General features: G+C 68.3%; 12 protein-coding genes and 3 pseudogenes. 11 read left to right on the top strand and 4 right to left on the bottom strand.

The features are described from left to right. Positions 1-87: 87 nt before the first annotated feature. From G4G31_RS17465 to G4G31_RS17435, 7 genes and pseudogenes are all read left to right on the top strand, one after another. Entirely contained in the window at positions 88-1,293 is a 1,206-nt protein-coding gene (locus G4G31_RS17465) for a S8 family peptidase (protein WP_182988715.1), read from the top strand. Positions 1,294-1,565: 272 nt separating this feature from the next. Continuing rightward, positions 1,566-3,208: pseudogene (locus tag G4G31_RS17460) on the top strand (AMP-binding protein). Further along, positions 3,205-5,591: pseudogene (locus G4G31_RS17455) on the top strand (bifunctional salicylyl-CoA 5-hydroxylase/oxidoreductase). Before G4G31_RS17460 ends, G4G31_RS17455 begins: the two co-directional pseudogenes overlap by 4 nt. 4 nt (positions 5,592-5,595) lie before the next feature. After that, the gene (locus G4G31_RS28560) at positions 5,596-6,135 is read left to right on the top strand and encodes a MarR family transcriptional regulator (protein WP_308621660.1); all 540 of its coding nucleotides are present in this window, start codon (positions 5,596-5,598) and stop codon (positions 6,133-6,135) included. An 8-nt stretch (positions 6,136-6,143) separates the two neighbouring features. Next, a complete protein-coding gene (locus G4G31_RS17445; protein ID WP_182988713.1) occupies positions 6,144-6,998 on the top strand; it encodes an enoyl-CoA hydratase family protein in 855 nt (284 codons plus the stop codon). Between the two features lie 11 nt (positions 6,999-7,009). Then, positions 7,010-8,181: pseudogene (locus G4G31_RS17440) on the top strand (acyl-CoA dehydrogenase family protein). Between the two features lie 34 nt (positions 8,182-8,215). Continuing rightward, entirely contained in the window at positions 8,216-8,608 is a 393-nt protein-coding gene (locus G4G31_RS17435) for a RidA family protein (RefSeq protein WP_182988712.1), read from the top strand. A 21-nt stretch (positions 8,609-8,629) separates the two neighbouring features. On the opposite strand, the gene G4G31_RS17430 is transcribed toward G4G31_RS17435, so the two are convergent. The 4 genes from G4G31_RS17430 to G4G31_RS26620 form a co-directional block, all read right to left on the bottom strand. Then, positions 8,630-9,130, bottom strand: a complete 501-nt coding sequence (locus G4G31_RS17430; RefSeq protein WP_182988711.1) for a hypothetical protein — start codon at positions 9,128-9,130, stop codon at positions 8,630-8,632. Then, positions 9,081-9,929, bottom strand: a complete 849-nt coding sequence (locus tag G4G31_RS17425) for a hypothetical protein (protein WP_182988710.1) — start codon at positions 9,927-9,929, stop codon at positions 9,081-9,083. Before G4G31_RS17425 ends, G4G31_RS17430 begins: the two co-directional genes overlap by 50 nt. 78 nt (positions 9,930-10,007) lie before the next feature. Further along, complete coding sequence (locus G4G31_RS17420; protein ID WP_182988709.1) at positions 10,008-10,328, bottom strand: hypothetical protein; 321 nt, start codon at positions 10,326-10,328, stop codon at positions 10,008-10,010. A gap of 69 nt (positions 10,329-10,397) precedes the next feature. Next, a complete protein-coding gene (locus G4G31_RS26620; protein WP_229425072.1) occupies positions 10,398-11,210 on the bottom strand; it encodes a DUF2779 domain-containing protein in 813 nt (270 codons plus the stop codon). A 406-nt stretch (positions 11,211-11,616) separates the two neighbouring features. Between G4G31_RS26620 and G4G31_RS26615 the strand changes: the two genes are divergently transcribed. The 4 genes from G4G31_RS26615 to G4G31_RS17400 all read left to right on the top strand — a co-directional run bounded on the left by G4G31_RS26615 (position 11,617) and on the right by G4G31_RS17400 (position 14,900). Beyond that, positions 11,617-11,916: a hypothetical protein gene (locus G4G31_RS26615; RefSeq protein WP_229425071.1), complete on the top strand. Its 300-nt coding sequence runs from the start codon at positions 11,617-11,619 to the stop codon at positions 11,914-11,916. Between the two features lie 707 nt (positions 11,917-12,623). Then, positions 12,624-12,839 (top strand): hypothetical protein, encoded by a 216-nt coding sequence (locus G4G31_RS17410; RefSeq protein ID WP_182988708.1) that lies wholly within the window; start codon positions 12,624-12,626, stop codon positions 12,837-12,839. A 533-nt stretch (positions 12,840-13,372) separates the two neighbouring features. Next, entirely contained in the window at positions 13,373-14,221 is an 849-nt protein-coding gene (locus G4G31_RS17405; RefSeq protein ID WP_182988707.1) for a glycoside hydrolase family 75 protein, read from the top strand. Between the two features lie 205 nt (positions 14,222-14,426). Further along, the gene (locus G4G31_RS17400; RefSeq protein WP_182988706.1) at positions 14,427-14,900 is read left to right on the top strand and encodes a MarR family winged helix-turn-helix transcriptional regulator; all 474 of its coding nucleotides are present in this window, start codon (positions 14,427-14,429) and stop codon (positions 14,898-14,900) included.

Raw genomic sequence — 14,900 nt, 5'->3', positions numbered from 1 at the left:
CAGCGGCAAAGAGGCGTTTTTACAAAAAACGTGCACGCGTCCAGAGAGCGCGCGGCATTTTCATAAGCGTTATTCACGGAGACTTAAATGACCAAGCAAGTTGCAAAGAAACTGAGCATGTGTGTTGTTGCCGCCGCAGTCACCATCCTGTGCGGCTCGGCCAATTCGGCCAGCGCCCCGGCAGACGAGAACGTCCGCGTCATCGTGTCCTTCAAGGCCGGCGCCAAGACGGCGATGAAATCGGTGGCCGGTAGCCTCAACGGCACGGTGAAGAGCGAAATCTTCGGCACCAACGCCGTGTCGATGGAAGTGCCGCGCAGCGCACTGAAAGGACTGGAGAACAATCCGAACGTCGAGTTCATCGAAGAAGACTTCAAGCGCTATCCGCTGGCGCTGACGACCCCTTCGACCGGCACGCCGTACTACACCGGCCAGCAAGTCCCTTACGGCATCAAGATGGTTCAGGCCGACGTGTTGCCAGACACGAACGCCGCCAACCGCAAGGTCTGCATCATCGACTCCGGCCTCGACCGCTCGCACGAAGACCTGTCGGGCAACACCATGACCGGCGAATACGATTCCGGTACCGGCTGGTGGTATACCGACACCAACAGCCACGGTACCCACGTGGCCGGCACCATTGCCGCCATCAACAACAGCGGCGTGGGCGTGGTCGGCGTGAACGCCAACCGCCGCATCAAGCTGCACATCGTGAAGGTGTTCAGCGCCAGCGGCTGGGCCTATTCGTCCGACCTGGCCACCGCCGCCAACAAGTGCAAGGCCGCCGGCGCCAACGTCATCAGCATGTCGCTGGGCGGTTCGGGCTCGAGCACGACCGAGTCGAACGCGTTTGCCAACATCGCGGCGGCCGGCATCCTCTCCATCGCCGCAGCCGGCAATGCGGGCAATTCGTCGCAGTCCTACCCGGCCGGCTACAGCAGCGTGGTGTCGGTGGCGGCGGTCGACGAGTACAAGCAGTGGGCCAGCTTCTCGCAGTACAACAGCAAGGTCGAACTGGCCGGCCCTGGCGTGCAGGTCTATTCGACCCTGCCGGTCGCCAAGGGCAGGTACGGCTACATGAGCGGCACCTCGATGGCAACGCCGCACGTCGCTGCTGTTGCCGCACTGGTGTGGAGCTACTTCCCGACCTGCACCGCGTCGCAGATCCGTACCTCGCTGGCAAACAGCGCCCAGGACCTGGGCACGGCCGGCCGCGATACGCGCTACGGCTACGGCCTGGTGCAAGCCAAGACGGCCTACGACCGCATCCGCTCGCTGGGCTGCGGCCGCTGATCGGGGTAACCGGACGGGAGCCGGCGCAATCGCTGGCTCGCAAGGAGGACGCTTCGGCGTCCTTTTTTTTCGTGCGCGGCTCGCGACTTCGGCGCCGCCACATGTCGCTGGCAAGCTTGTCGGCACCGCTCGCTCGCCAGCCTGGGCCCCGCCAGGAATCGCTTGTCCTTCCCGATACTTTAGGCTTAAAGTATCTGCAGCACGACAGTATGGTCATCACCTGCGACACGGCGCGAGCGCCGTCGTCGCGCCCACCACTGGCCGGAGACACCATGAGCGGAACCGCTTACCTGGATACGTTTGCGCAAGACAATCTGCCGCCGGTTGAGGCGTGGCCGGAGCTGCTGTTCGATCTTCCCGAGCTGCGCTATCCCGAGCGCCTGAACTGCGCCGCCGAGTTGCTCGACGCGATGGTAACGCGCGGCTTCGGCGCGGCGACGGCGATCCGCGGCGCGCAGCTGGCCTGGACCTATGCCGAGCTGCTCGAAGTCGTCGACCGCATCGCCGGCGTGCTGCGTGGTGAGATGGGGCTGGTTCCCGGCAACCGGGTGCTGCTGCGCGGCGCCAACAATCCGATGATGGCGGCCTGCGTGCTGGCGGTGTGGAAGGCGGGCCTGATCGCCGTACCCACCATGCCGCTGCTGCGCGCCGGGGAGCTGGCCACCATCGTCAAACTGGCGCGGGTGGACGCGGTGCTGTGCGCCGCCGACCTGCGCGCGGAACTCGACCTCGCCTGCGCCGACCGAGAGACTGCGCCGCGCGTGCTCACCTTCAACGACGGCGCACCGGTCTCGCTGGAAGCGCTGATGGCGGCGATGCCGCCGCGCTTCGAGGCGGTCGCTACCTGCGCGCAGGACGTGTGCCTGCTCAGCTTTACCTCCGGCACCACCGGCCGGCCGAAGGGTACGATGCATTTTCATCGCGACGTGCTGGCGATCTGCGACTGCTTCCCGCGCTCGATGCTGGCCACAAATCCGGATGACGTCTTCATCGGTTCGCCGCCGCTGGCGTTTACCTTCGGCCTGGGCGGCCTGCTGCTGTTCCCGCTGCGCTATGGTGCCTCGACGGTGCTGCTGGAAAAGTTGACGCCGGACGCGCTGCTGGCCGCAATTGCCCGCTACCGCGCCACGGTCTGCTTCACCGCGCCCACGTTTTATCGCCAGATGGCGCCGCTGGCCGCCAATTACGACCTCGCCAGCCTTACCCGTAGCGTATCGGCCGGCGAAGCGCTGCCGCTGGAAACGCGCCAGGCCTGGCAGCGTGCCACCGGTCTCGCCATGATCGACGGGATCGGCGCGACCGAGATGCTGCACATCTTCATCTCCGCCGCAGGTGCCGACATTCGCCCCGGTGCCACCGGCCGCCCGATTCCCGGCTACCGGGCCTGCATCTGGACGAGGACGGCAACCCGGTCGGCCCCGGCGTGACCGGGCGCCTTGCCGTCAAGGGCCCGACCGGCTGCCGCTACCTGGCCGACGAGCGCCAGCGCGACTATGTGTGCAATGGCTGGAACCTGACCGGCGACGCTTACCGGGTGGACGAGGATGGCTATTACTGGTTCCAGGCGCGGGTGGACGACATGATCATCTCGGCAGGCTACAACATCGCCGGGCCGGAGATCGAGGACGTGCTGCTGCAGCACCCGGCCGTGGCCGAATGCGGCGTGGTCGGCGCGCCCGATCCGGAACGGGGGCAGGTGGTCACGGCCTACGTGGTGCTGCGCGCCGGCGGCGAGGGGAGCGCAGAGATGACGAAAACCCTGCAGGACTACGTCAAGGGCGTCGTCGCCCCTTATAAATACCCGCGCCGCATCGAGTTCCGGACAGCCTTGCCGCGCACCGAGACGGGCAAGCTGCAGCGCTTCAAGTTGCGCCAGGAAGCGCGCGAGCTCACGCAGCAGGGCGCCGCGCCATGAAGATCGTCTGCATCGGCGGCGGCCCGGCTGGCCTGTATTTCGCCCTCCTGATGAAAAAGGCGGATCCCGCCCACGAGATCACCGTCATCGAGCGCAACCGTCCCTACGATACCTTCGGCTGGGGCGTGGTGTTCTCGGACCAGACCCTGGGCAACCTGGTAGCCGCCGACGAGCCCACCGCGCGCACCATCCTGCAATCCTTCAACCACTGGGACGACATCGACGTCCACTTCAAGGGCCGCACCATCACCTCCAGCGGCCATGGCTTTTGCGGCATCGGCCGCAAGCGCCTGCTGAACATCCTGCAGGCGCGCTGCGAGGAACTCGGCGTGCGCCTGGAGTTCGAGACCCAGGTGGAGGAGGACGCGGCCGTCGCCAGCCGGTATGGCGCCGACCTCGTCGTCGCCTGCGACGGCATCAACAGCCGGGTGCGCGCGCGCCATGCCGCCACCTTCCAGCCCGATGTCGACAGCCGCCACTGCCGCTACGTATGGCTCGGCACAAAGAAGAAATTCGAGGCTTTTACTTTCGCCTTCGAGGAAACCGAGCATGGCTGGTTCCAGGCCCATTGCTACCAGTACGACGGCGACACCTCGACCTTCATCGTCGAGACGCCGGAAGCGGTCTGGCGCCGCGCCGGCCTGGATCAGATGAGCCAGGAGGAGAGCATTGCCTTCTGCGAGCGCCTGTTCGCCGCATACCTGGGTGGCCATCGCCTGATGAGCAACGCGTCGCAGGGGCGCGGTTCCAGCATGTGGATCACGTTCCCGCGCATCGTCTGCCGCGAGTGGGTGCACTGGAACAGTGTCGACGGGCGGCGCGTGCCGACCGTGCTGATGGGCGACGCCGCCCACACCGCGCACTTCTCGATCGGTTCCGGCACCAAGCTGGCGCTGGAGGATGCGATCGAACTGGCGCGCAGCTTTGCCGACGCCGACGGCGCCGATATCGGGGCGGCACTGGCGCGCTACCAGGAAGTGCGGGCGGTCGAGGTGCTGAAGATCCAGAGCGCGGCGCGCAATTCGATGGAGTGGTTCGAGAACGTGGCGCGCTATACGGCCCTGGAGGCCGAGCAGTTCGCCTATTCGATGCTCACGCGCAGCCAGCGCGTGTCGCATGAAAACCTGCGCCTGCGCGATCCCGCCTATGTGGTCCGTTTCGAGGAATGGATCGCGCGCCGCGCGCATGCCCAGGCCGGCCTGCCGCCCCCGGGGGGGGCGATGCCGCCGATGCTTACGCCGTTTCGGGCGCGCGGCACGCTGTTGAAGAACCGGATCGTCGTCTCGCCGATGGCGCAGTACTCAAGCGTCGATGGCGTCGCCGGCGACTACCACCTGGTGCATCTGGGCAGCCGCGCGCTGGGCGGCGCCGGCATGGTCTTCGCCGAGATGACCTGCGTCTCGGCGGACGCCCGCATCACGCCCGGCTGCCCCGGCCTGTACGCGCCCGAGCACACGGCCGCATGGAAGCGCATCGTCGACTTCGTGCATGCGGGCAGCGACGCGAAGATCGCCATCCAGCTCGGCCACGCCGGCGCCAAGGGCTCGACCCGGCGCGCCTGGGACGGCACCGACCTGCCGCTGGAAGAGGGCAACTGGCCGCTGGTCTCCGCATCCAGCCAGCAGTACCTGGAGGGCGTGTCGCAATGGGCGCGCGAAGCCACGCGCGAAGACCTGGAGCGCATCCAGCGCGACTTCGTGCGCGCGACACGCGAGGCGGCGAAAGCCGGTTTCGACTGGCTGGAGCTGCACTGCGCGCATGGCTACTTCCTGTCGAGCTTCATCTCGCCGCTGACCAACCGGCGCGGCGACGAATATGGCGGCAGCCTGCAAAACCGCTGCCGCTACCCGCTCGAGGTGTTCGCCGCCGTGCGCGCCGCCTGGCCGCTCGACAAGCCGATCAGCGTGCGCCTGTCCGCCCACGACTGGGTCGAGGGGGGACTCACGCCAGCCGACGCCGTCGCGGTGGCGCGCCTGTTCAAGGAGGCTGGCGCCGACATGATCGATGTCTCCTCCGGCCAGGTCAGCAAACTCGAAAAGCCCGTGTATGGGCGCATGTTCCAGACGCCGTTCGCCGACCGCATCCGCAACGAGGTTGGCATCGCGACGATTGCCGTCGGTGCCATTTTCGAGGCCGACCACGTCAACAGCATCATCGCCTCGGGCCGCGCCGACCTGTGCGCCATCGCGCGGCCCCACCTGGCCGACCCGGTTGGACGCTGCACGAGACGGCCAAGCTCGGCTACACGGACATCGCCTGGCCGAAGCAGTATTACGCCGGCAAGCTGCAGCTCGAACGCAACCTGGAACGCGAACGCCAGATCGCCGCGGCGGGAGCCGGGCTGTCGCCGCAGGAAGTGGCGGCCAGGCTGCTCGAGGGTTAAGCGCATGGAACGACGAGCCACGAACATGGGAGCCAACGGATCGTCCGCTACCGACGATGCGGCACCGGCCGAACTCGACGTCGAAAGCCGCCTCACTGACGACAACCACGACGCACTCAAGCTGTGGCTGCGCATGCTCTCGTGTACCACCCGCATCGAAGCGCAAGTGCGCTCGCGCCTGCGTACCGAATTCGGCATCACGCTGCCGCGCTTCGACCTGATGGCCCAGCTCGACCGTCATCCCGAAGGGCTGCGCATGGGCGAGCTGTCGCAACGGATGATGGTCACGAGCGGCAACGTGACCGGCATCGTCAACCTGCTGGAAGAAGAGGGCCTGGTGGTGCGCGAGCCGGCAGCGGGCGACGGCCGCGCATACCAGGTCAGGCTCACGCCAAACGGGCGGCGCGCGTTCAAACGCATGGCCGCGCGCCACGAAGCCTGGATCGTCGAGCTGTTGAAGGGCCTTGGCGAGCACGAGCGCGGCACCTTGCTCCGCTTGCTGTCGACACTGAAAGCGGGGCTCAGCACCCCTGAACAAACCTAGGAGAACGAATGCGTTACCTCGCAGGCGAACCGCAGCAGCTGGCGGGCAACCGCACCAGCCTTGCCGGCTACCAGCCACACCACTTCCAGTTGAGCGTGGCGCAGGGCGTGGCCACGCTCACGCTGGACCGTCCCGAGCGCAAGAACCCGCTCACCTTCGAGTCGTATGCCGAACTGCGCGACCTGTTCCGGGCGCTCAGCCTTGCCGACGACGTCAAGGCGGTGGTCATCACGGGTGCGGGCGAAAATTTCTGTTCCGGCGGCGACGTCCACGAGATCATCGGCCCGCTGACCAAACTGGACATGCCGGGCCTGCTCACCTTCACGCGCATGACGGGCGACCTGGTGAAAGCCATGCGCGCCTGTCCGCAACCAGTCGTCGCGGCCATCGACGGCGTCTGCGCCGGCGCCGGGGCAATCCTGGCGCTGGCATCCGACATCCGCTACGGCACCGCGCGCAGCAAGACCGCTTTCCTGTTCACGCGGGTCGGCCTGGCCGGCTGCGACATGGGCGCCTGCGCGCTGCTGCCGCGCGTGATCGGCCAGGGCCGCGCCGCGGAACTCCTCTACACGGGGCGCAGCATGGGCGGCGAGGAAGCCGAGCGCTGGGGTTTCTTCAACCGCCTGTGCGCGCCCGAGAGCGTGCTGCCTGAAGCCCGGGCCTTCGCCGCGCTTCTCGCCACCGGCCCGACCTTCGCCCACGGGATGACCAAGAAAATGCTGCATCAGGAGTGGAACATGGGCGTCGACGAGGCCATCGAAGCCGAAGCGCAGGCACAGGCGATCTGCATGGCCACCAACGATTTCCATCGGGCCTACCACGCCTTCGTGGCCAAGGAAAAGCCGCAGTTCGAAGGCAACTGAGAGGAGCCCGCATGCCTGATACCGATTACCTGGACTGGCCCTTTTTCGAACCGCGCCACCGCGCGCTGGCGCTGGAACTCGACGCCTGGGCCGCGCGGCACATCGCCCAGGGGCACGATCATGATGTCGATGCGGCCTGCCGCGCCCTCGTGAAACAGCTGGGCGAAGCCGGCTGGCTCGGGCATGCGATCGGCGGGCGCGCCTACGGTGCCTTCGGCGACGCCATCGATACGCGCGCCATTTGCCTGATCCGCGAAACCCTGGCGCGCCATGCGGGACTGGCCGACTTCGCGTTTGCCATGCAGGGGCTGGGCAGCGGCGCCATCACCCTGTTCGGCAGCGAAGAGAACCGGCGCGACTACCTGCCGCGGGTGGCGCGCGGCGAAGCCATCGCCGCGTTTGCCCTGTCCGAGCCCGACGCCGGTTCCGACGTGGCTGCACTAAGCTGTACGGCCACGCTTCAGGGCGACGGTTACGTGCTCGACGGCGAGAAGACGTGGATTTCGAATGGCGGCATCGCCGATTTCTATGTGGTGTTCGCGCGTACGGGCGAAGCGCCCGGCGCGCGGGGTATTTCCGCCTTCATCGTCGATGCCGATGTGCCGGGCTTCGAGATCGCCGAACGCATCGACGTCATCGCCCCCCATCCGCTGGCGCGCCTGCGCTTCACTGGCTGCCGCGTGCCCGCCTCGAAGCGGCTGGGGCGCCGGGGCAGGGCTTCAAGGTGGCGATGGCCACGCTCGACGTCTTCCGCACGTCGGTCGCCGCCGCCGCCCTGGGTTTTGCCCGCCGGGCGCTGGATGAAACGCTGGCACGCGCCACCTCGCGCAAGATGTTCGGCAAGACCCTGGCCGACTTCCAGCTGACCCAGGCCAAGCTGGCGCAGATGGCGACCGGGATCGATGCCGCCGCGCTGCTGACCTACCGCGCGGCCTGGCAGCGCGACAGCGGCCGGCGCGTGACGAAAGAGGCGGCGATGGCCAAGCTCACCGCCACCGAGACGGCGCAACAGGTGATCGACGCGGCCGTGCAGATGTTCGGCGGCCTGGGCGTGGTCAGCGAGCAGCCGGTCGAGCGCCTGTACCGCGAAATCCGCGCGCTGCGCATCTACGAAGGCGCGACCGAGGTGCAGCAGCTGATCATCGCGCGCGAACTGCTGGCCGTGGCGGCCGCCATTGGCTGACCGCGGCCGCGAACACATGGACTGAAGGCAGAGCATGGAATTCTTGCAACCAGAGGGGTGGCCCAGGCCGCGTGGCTATTCGAACGGCGTGGCCGCCTCGGGCCGGATGGTATTCGTCAGCGGCATGGTGGGCTGGGACCGCGAGGGCGTGTTCCGTACCGACGACTTCGCCGGTCAGGTGCGCCAGGCGCTCGAGAACGTGGTCGCCGTGCTGCGCGCGGGCGGCGCGGGGCCCGAACACATCGTGCGCATGACCCGGTACGTGCTCGACAAGAAGGAATACGTCGCGGCTTACCCGGCAATCGGCGCGGCCTACCGCGACATCATCGGGCGCCACTATCCGGCGATGAGCGCCGTGCAGGTGGCGGGCCTGGTCGAGGACCGGGCGCGCGTGGAGATCGAGGTGACGGCGGTCGTGCCTGCGTGACGCGGGTGCCCGCGGCGGGCGCTATCCGGCGCCGCCAGCTCCTTCATCTGGCTCCGCCTCGCGCAGGCGCGCCGGCCACAGGAAGCGTGGCAGGGACAGGCGCAGTTCGTCGTCCGTCTGGTCGGGCACGCCGCGCAGGTCCAGGCGCCACTCGCGCAGGATCGCGCCACCGCGCACCTCCAGGTAGACTTCGTCCTCGTAGATGAGGCGTGACGGGTAGCTCACATGGCGCCGCTCGCCGCGCGTCGCCTTCAGCAGACCGTCCACCCAGCTTGCCGGCACCGGCGCCGGCACGCCCGGAAACAGCACCACCAGCGGCGCTTGGACAGGGCAGCGCAGGTCCGCCAGGCAGAAGTGGCCGTTGGCGACGATCCAGCTGGCCGTGTAGCCTACGGCGTTGCAGGGCCAGGCCGGAAAGCGCGGCCAGTCCGGCCAGTTCTTCAGAAAGCCCTCGAGCGGATAACCGGTCAGTTCATAGTCCCGGCCATCGATGTGCACGCGTTCGGGGAAGGCATTGCTCATGGCGCGCTGCTTTCCCGTGCAGCCGGCGCGAAGGCGCGGCAGGCCAGCGAGGCGATGAAGTCAATGCCGCCGGCGTCGATGTCCTCGTGCGCCAGCAGGGTGTCCACGACCTCGCCCGCGCGATACCCACCGGCCAGGGCGTCGACCACGCCGGCGTCGTCGCAGCGGGCACCGTGGCGCAGCAGCAGGGCGACCATGTCGGCGCGCGGGCGGATGAAATCCGGCTCGCCGCCGTAGAGGTCCCGGGCTGTGCGGAAAACGCCGCCGTCAGCGCCACGCAGGCGTGCGCCTGCACGTCGGCGCCCGCCGCCAGCACCGCCTCGACCATCGTCTCGTCGAGCGAGGTCACGGCGGCAGCGAGTACTTCCGCCCCGCGTGCATCGGCCCCGCGTCCGAGCAGGTGCTCGAAGGCGTCGAAGGCGAGGTGGCGCGCGGCGGCAGCCAGCGCGGCGGGACCGGCAGCGTCCAGGCTGGCCCCTTGCTCCAGCAGGAAGTCGAGCATCGCGATCCTGTCGGCGCCGGCCGCCGCTTGCAGTGCCGTTGCCAGCACCGCGGCGCGCGCGGAAGCGGCGCCCAGCAGCAGCTGCATCACATGCTCGTCCTCGCCTTGCCGGGCGGGCGTGTCCTCGTCGCTGCCGGGGCCCGCCGCCGCGGCGGCAAGCGCCGCGCCGTCGGCGGCCAGCGGATCGGCGCCGTTACCGAGTGCCAGCGCCACCGCATCCGGCGAACCGTGACGGCAAGCCATCGCCGGGGAAGCGCTGCCAGAACGCCGCCGTCCACGCCTCGAGCCGCGTTCCATCGTGTTGCATCGTTTCGCGCAGCCCGGCCAGGCGGCCGAGCACAAAAGCGGCGAGCTGCGCGTCGCCAGTGGCGACGTTCAGCGCCGGGCCGTTGTCGGCGACGCTGGCTGCGACGCTGTCGGGCCAGGCCACGTCCGCTTCCCGGTCTGTTCGGCCAGGGCGCCAATCGCCAGGCGCAGGTCGATGTCGAAAGCGGAACCGAACGCGAGCACGGCCGAGAGCTTCAGGTGCGGCGACAAGGTGGACATGCCGACGAAGGCGAGCAGCGCGTCCGCGTAGCGTTCGGCGTCGCAGGCGGGCGTCATCCGGTGCTGTTCGAGCAGCGCGTGCCACTGCGGCGTCAGTTCGTCGAGGGAATGACAGGCGTCAAGGGGGAGGAACCAGTTCAGGTTGGGCATCGTGTCGGGCAAAAATTGTTGAATGGCGGCGCCGCGCTGCATGCGGCGGCCAGAGGATGCTAAGCGCCGCTACGACAAGCGCTGTCGCGCCGTGAAGAATTCCCACAGCCGTACCATGGCCAGCGTGTCGAGATGGCAGTAGGCCAGCAACTGGCCTTCGATCTCTCCCTTGCGCTCTGCCGTGGTCGTGGGCGCGATGGCCTCGAGGTAGGCCGCCATCGCGCCGCCGCCATCCTGCACGCCTTCGAGTTCGTCGTAGCGCAGGTCGGGCGCGATCGCCGGCAGCAGGTGCTTGATGCTCCAGCTCCCCTGCTGGCGGGGGTGGTAGTAGCGCTCGCGCGCCACCGGCAGCAGGTCCACGATGCGGTCATTGATGGCCAGCAGGCCGGCGCGCAGGCGCGGAAAGCGCGCCGCCAGTTCCGCGATGCGCGCGGCCTCGAAGCCGGCGTTGTAGACGAATACCGGCCCGCGATCGCCGCAGGCCGCGATCAGGGCCTCGGCAAAGCCGCGCGAGGGATCGGCGCCGGACAGGTCGAGAAAGGCGCGGTGTTCCAGCTTGCCCGTGCGCCCCAGGCGGTGAGCGCTGAACTGGAACGGGATCGCCTGGTAGGGACTGGTGCCTTGCCAGCGCGGGATCGCGAGGCTGATGGTCTCGAAATCGATGAACCAGGCAGGCAGGCCGTGCGGGGCCAGGTCTTGGGCGGCGCCTGCGGCATCGAAGTAGGGGCGGCCGGACAGGGTATGGTGCTTGACCCGTGCCTGCTTGTCGCTCAGCAGCGTATCGGGCACCTCGCGCATGTCGGCTGCGCCGTCCGCGATGCAGGCCTTGAGCGCCTTGCTGCGCACCTGCGGCAGCCAGGCGACGGGAAAGCGGGCCGGCACCTCGGCGCCGCGGCAATGTGCACTGAATCCGCATTCGTAGGGGGCGCTGCAATGCCCGCCGGGGTCGACCTGCGGCTCCCTTGCGGCGCAGGGCGATGGCGCCGGCGTCGGCAATCCACTCCTTCACTTCGGCATCGCGGGCGAATGCCTCGCCCGTCACGTCCTCTTCGACCAGCAGGCCGGCATAATCGCCGCCGCCCGGGTAGACCCAGTCGCGGTCGATACGCGCCACCGCCACGCTGTCGAGCGCCACCCCGGCACCACGGGCGATGTGCGACTGGACCGCGGCGTCCTCGCGGTGATAGTCCTTGAGCGACGTGGCCGACTTCACCTCGATCATGCGCCAGCGGCGGGTGCCCCCGCGGCGCACGGGCAGCAGGATGTCGGCAAACGCGAGGGCGCCGCCGTGGGCAAAGCCCGCTTCGAAGATCGGCTGCCCGCCGCCAAGCAGCGCGCTGCTGCGCGCGAACGCGGCCTCGTAGCCTTCGCCGCGGGCATCGATCAGCACGCCCTTGCCGCGTGGGTCGTACAGCTGGCGCGCAAGGTCGCCGACCTCGTGTCCGGTGGCGAACGAAGCCACGCTTGCCGCGTCATTCTGGAGCAGCTGCGGACGGTGCAGTTCGAGCCAGAGGCGGCGCGGGCATTGGCGATACGCCATCAGCTTGGATTTGGACAGGCGGGCAGGCATGGCGGGGCGGCTGAATGAATGTTCAATTATTGCAGACTTATTTCCTTATGGAAACTCCTGGCCCGCTCGGCGTTGTGGCGGCGCGACCATGCGACGCCGCCTGTCGCAGGCGCCTTTAGGCTGCATCGTGTTGGGCGCGCACCGGCGGCGGGGCAGGGTATGCTGGTTACGGCCCCGACCGTGGCCGGGCGAGGTCCCGCGCGACGCCGAACAAGTGGTGCGTTGTCAAAAGACGACGCACGGAAACCGAAGGAAACGGAAATGGAACACATCGTCTTGCTGGGCGACTCGATCTTCGATAACGCCCCCTATGTCTCGCCCGGAACCGACGTCACGTCGCAGCTGCGCGCCAGCCTCGGGCCGCGCCACGGCGTCTCCCTGCTGGCGCGCGACGGGGACGTGCTGGCCGACCTGGCCGGGCAACTGGCGCGCATCGGCCAGCTGGACGCGCTGCCCACCTGGCTGTTCGTCAGCTGCGGGGGCAACGACGTGCTTGGCCTGGTCGGCGAGATGGGAAGGAAGGTGGCGACGGTGCTGGAAGGGATGGAATTGCTGGCCGGCTGGCAGGCGGCCTTCGCCCGCGATTATCGGCGCATGCTCGATGGCGTGCTGGCGCAGGGCAAGCCGACGGCGGTGGCGACGATCTACGACAGCGTGCCGGGGCTGGCCCCTGGCCTGCGCACGGCCCTTGCGGTTCCTTCAACGACGTCATCCTGCGCGAAGCGGTGGCGCGCCGCCTGCCGGTGCTCGACCTGCGCCTGGTCTGCACGGATAAAGCCGACTATGCCAGCGTGTCGCCGATCGAACCGTCGGCCCAGGGCGCATTCAAGATCGCCGCCGCCATCGGCGAACTGGTCCGCACGCATTATCCGGCGGCGGAGCATAGCGTGGTCTATGGCGGCGCGGCGCGACCCGGCCAGGTGCGCAAGACCGCCCCATAGCATTCCCCGTCAGCCGTCACGCGCCGCTTGCGGCCCAGATCCTGCGAGGGTCCAGGCTGCGTGGACCCGGATGGGATGCCCGCTGTCGCAAGGGCGGCGAACCGGCATCAGGCTTGCCGGTCGGGGGCCGCGTCTGGATACTGGAGGCAATTCCTTGCCGCCTCGGTCACCGCGGCATTGCGTTCGTCGCCGCGCATGTCGTGTTATGGGCGTCAGCCCTGGAAAGCCTGGGGCAGCACGCGCCAACCGTGCTGCCCGCCGATTTTCTCGTCGTCCCTCCCGGCGCTGGCGCCGGAACCATTGTTGCGCACTTGCGCCGGCCGGTCCCGACTTCCGAGGGATGCGCAGCATGTGCCGTGACGGCGAGACGCGAGCAGGATACTATGGCAATGCAGGTGGCGCCGCCGCGAAAGCGTGCCTGGCAGCGCGTCCTGCAAGCGCCGAGCTCCGCCGTACGTCGACCTGCAAGCGCGCTGCGGCTGCAGCTTGCCGCATGCCGTCGTTCCCGAATAGAACCAGCTCCTGGAGACCCTATGCGAACGAAACCGATCCTGGCGGCAGCCATCCTGGCGCCGCTGTCTTCCCTTGTCCTCGCCCAGACCTGCCCGACAGGCATCGCGAACGGCGACCCATGGACCCACAACAACGCGGTGCTGTTCAAACGCGCGCCCTACAATGTCGACGCCGACGGCGCGCCGAATTCCTATCTGGTCGATGGCAAGGGCTTGTCGTTTACCTGCGATGGCGTGGTGGCCTTCGAAAACGGCAAGCGCGTCACGAGCAAGACGGACAAGAAGCATTGGCAAGCGAAGTGCCAGGCAGCCTGGAAAAAAGCGAGAGCCAGCGGCGACTATGGCGGCGTGAGGATCTTCGGCTTCGAGACGGGGCCCCATAATGTGCCGCTCATTCAGAAAGCGGGCGACCCTTTACCGGGGAAAGCGTATATCAGCGCGACCTCGATCGGCATTCCCGGCCAGCCCGCCGGTACCCAGCGCCGCTATGTGGACGCCACCAGGATTCCCTACATCGTGCTGCCGCAAGATTTCATCGAGCAGCACGCCATCAAGCCGGGGACACTGGCTGTCGTCTATCGGCCCGCCACCGGGCGCCACGCTTTTGCCGTCTACGCCGACGGTGGCGGCCTGGGCGAAGGATCGATCAAGCTGCACCAGGACCTGGGCAGCGATCCGATTGTCATGCGCGATGGCGTGGCGCGCGCCAAGGCACGCATCGAAGACCCGGTGTTGACGGCCGTGTTCCCGGCGGCGGTGTCGCGGCGCGAGGCGGATGCGGCCGCCTGGCATGAACGTATCCAGAAGGAGGGCGCGGCCGCGCTGGACGCGTTCGGCGGTATCGCGCAGCTGCAGGCCTGCGCAAAATAAGCGGCGCGGGCGGCCCCGCCGGGAGTGCCCGCGTGGCGAAACCGACCAGGTGCGCGGGTAACGCAGCAGCGGCCAGCACCGGCATGCCGCGTGTTCGCCCAACATCGTCGTCGGCACAAAAACGTCATGCATATACGATAATGCTTGCGTACTCAAGTATCTTTCACGTATCGTTCAAGTATCACTCAACTACCCCCCAGTGACCATGAACCCATCGCACATCGAACCGGCGCCAGGCGGCCCCGTCAGCCCGCAGCTGGACGTCGTCCTGCAACTGGCCCGCACCCAGACCGTGGTGATGCGCCGCCTGGACGGGGCGCTGGCCAGCTACCACGGCCTGAGCTTCAACGACTTCCTGCTGCTGCACCACCTGAGCCAGGGTCCGGGCTGCCGCCTGCGCCGGGTCGACCTGGCCGAGCGCCATGGCTTGACCGCCTCGGGCATCACCCGCACGCTGCTGCCGCTGGAAAAACTCGGCCTGGTCGAACGCCAGCAGGAACCGCGCGACGCGCGTGTGGCCTACGCGGCGCTGACGGCGGCGGGCCGCGAATTGCTCGGCCACGCCCACGTCCCGGCGGAACAGATCAGCAAGGATTTGCTGCGCAATTCCACGCCCGCCGAGCTGCAGGCGCTGAGCCAGGCTCTGGCGCTGGTGGCCGCGATGGCCCAGGCGCGCTGA

It is taken from the genome of Massilia sp. Se16.2.3 (assembly GCF_014171595.1).
GTDB lineage: Bacteria > Pseudomonadota > Gammaproteobacteria > Burkholderiales > Burkholderiaceae_D > Telluria.
Note: the sequence above shows the minus strand (reverse complement) of the source record. Positions and strands in the feature narration are given on the sequence as shown.

Excerpts from the sequence above, each read along its gene's own strand:
- G4G31_RS17420 (WP_182988709.1), bottom strand. The coding sequence starts at position 10,328 with ATGCCCAACCTGAACTGGTTCCTCCCCCTTGACGCCTGTCATTCCCTC.
- G4G31_RS17435 (WP_182988712.1), top strand. The coding sequence starts at position 8,216 with ATGGAATTCTTGCAACCAGAGGGGTGGCCCAGGCCGCGTGGCTATTCG.
- G4G31_RS28560 (WP_308621660.1), top strand. The coding sequence starts at position 5,596 with ATGGAACGACGAGCCACGAACATGGGAGCCAACGGATCGTCCGCTACC.
- G4G31_RS17465 (WP_182988715.1), top strand. The coding sequence starts at position 88 with ATGACCAAGCAAGTTGCAAAGAAACTGAGCATGTGTGTTGTTGCCGCC.
- G4G31_RS17445 (WP_182988713.1), top strand. The coding sequence starts at position 6,144 with ATGCGTTACCTCGCAGGCGAACCGCAGCAGCTGGCGGGCAACCGCACC.
- G4G31_RS17405 (WP_182988707.1), top strand. The coding sequence starts at position 13,373 with ATGCGAACGAAACCGATCCTGGCGGCAGCCATCCTGGCGCCGCTGTCT.
- G4G31_RS17425 (WP_182988710.1), bottom strand. The coding sequence starts at position 9,929 with ATGGAACGCGGCTCGAGGCGTGGACGGCGGCGTTCTGGCAGCGCTTCC.
- G4G31_RS17430 (WP_182988711.1), bottom strand. The coding sequence starts at position 9,130 with ATGAGCAATGCCTTCCCCGAACGCGTGCACATCGATGGCCGGGACTAT.
- G4G31_RS17400 (WP_182988706.1), top strand. The coding sequence starts at position 14,427 with ATGAACCCATCGCACATCGAACCGGCGCCAGGCGGCCCCGTCAGCCCG.